Source organism: Spirillospora sp. NPDC046719, assembly GCF_040645715.1.
Classification (GTDB): Bacteria; Actinomycetota; Actinomycetes; order Streptosporangiales; family Streptosporangiaceae; genus Spirillospora.
The window spans coordinates 1-1,508 of record NZ_JBEYYT010000879.1; the positions used below are offsets into that span (position 1 = coordinate 1).

The window sequence follows — 1,508 nt, forward strand, 5'->3', positions numbered from 1 at the left end:
GAAAAATCAATACTATGATAAGCTCCTAAGACGTCGTGGTCCTGCGTTAAATCAACTTTAAATTCAATGATAAGATTATTCATTGTTTTTGTAGGAGCTAACTCAGTAATCATCATCACCTCCATCAAAGAACGCCTTCATCTTATCTTTAGTGCTTTTTTCATTCGTATCTTGCATGTTAAGCTCTATCAATTCAGAACGTGATTTTGGCGATAAACCTAACTCAGAACCAATCTTTGTAAGATTTTTTATTGCATCCGAGTAAATTTGAGTCATTGGATTACGTTTAAAACCTTGAAATTGTCTGTCAATAATTTCACCAGTCATATCTTGAACTGGTTTATAAATTTCTTGAACCTCACCATGTTTTTTAAGATGTTCGTATGAATTTCTATAAATTTCATACTGAGTACAGTACATTTCAACTAAAAACGAATCAATCTTATCAACTGGCTTTTGTTCCTCAAGAAAGGGAACAGTTTTACGCCAACAAGCACTTGCGAGAGGAGAAAGGTGCTTAGGTGCACGATAGGACAACCTCCCGTCATTACTGTCTTTGAACTTCTTAGCTGTCATTTTTTCTCCTTTCTTTTAGTGTTTTGACCCCCCCTATATAAAAATTTTCAAAATTGGGTTTTCACGCAAGACGATACCTATGTGTGTGCTTTTCCTAGTATAAGTATAGGGGGGAGGGTTGTTAAAAATTATCGTTCATTTTTTTGAAAGTCAGGCACATCTTTTACATTTTTTATGGGGATTACATTTTTAGTTTTATTTCCGTAACCAGTTCCATAATAAATTTGTTCCCACTTAGTTTTCCTTGTGTGGCATTTGCTACAGCAGAAAGCCAAGTTATCCATGATGGTCTTACCATTCAAGTCAAACTCAACTGGCACGATGTGGTCCACTATCTTGCCAGTTCTTACTCTATTATGTGCTTTGCAGTACTGACAAAGGAAGTTATCTCTACGTCTTACTACATCACGTATAGACTTCCATTGCTTGCTTTGATAGAACTTGTTCTGTTCTACTTTAATGTCGCTATACTCACGCTTGCGTTTGTTATAGTCTTTGTATCGTTTACTATCATCATTACGATTAGTCCATCGCTCTCTACTTGCTTGATATGCTGCTTCTTTATCAGCGTGCTTAGTACAATAGTGCAGTGGTCTAACAACTACAGCGTGGCAGTTAGGCTCACGACAGCGTCCAGTCATTGGCATTCTATTTCCTCTTTTCTATCTATCCATTCATTGTTTCTGTTGCTCTAGCGATAATCTCTTTCACTTGCTTAACCGTTGGGTTGGTATGATTTCTAACAGTACGTTCACTTATCGAGTAACGACTTGCGACTTCTGATAGTGTTAAGCCTTTCATGTATCTAAGCCTGATCATCTCTATCTCATCCTCACTCAATGAATCAAACAGCTCTGTCATTGCATTCAATACAATGCGCTGTGGTGTGAGTTGGTCTGTGCTGTCTATCCTATCCGTTAAGCGTTTCATCC

3 protein-coding genes are annotated in these 1,508 nt (G+C 37.4%); all 3 read right to left on the reverse strand.

The features are described 5' to 3' along the window. Positions 1-102: 102 nt before the first annotated feature. Positions 103-576, reverse strand: a complete 474-nt coding sequence (locus tag ABZ914_RS51205) for a phage terminase small subunit P27 family (RefSeq protein ID WP_500201795.1) — start codon at positions 574-576, stop codon at positions 103-105. A gap of 128 nt (positions 577-704) precedes the next feature. Then, positions 705-1,223, reverse strand: coding sequence for an HNH endonuclease (locus ABZ914_RS51210; RefSeq protein ID WP_500201796.1), 519 nt, complete (start codon positions 1,221-1,223; stop codon positions 705-707). 19 nt (positions 1,224-1,242) lie between these two features. Next, positions 1,243-1,508: sigma factor-like helix-turn-helix DNA-binding protein (locus ABZ914_RS51215; RefSeq protein ID WP_312257959.1), on the reverse strand; the 266-nt coding region annotated here is incomplete at its 5' end.

Coding starts and splice junctions, on each gene's coding strand:
- ABZ914_RS51205 (WP_500201795.1), bottom strand. CDS start 576: ATGACAGCTAAGAAGTTCAAAGACAGTAATGACGGGAGGTTGTCCTAT.
- ABZ914_RS51210 (WP_500201796.1), bottom strand. CDS start 1,223: ATGCCAATGACTGGACGCTGTCGTGAGCCTAACTGCCACGCTGTAGTT.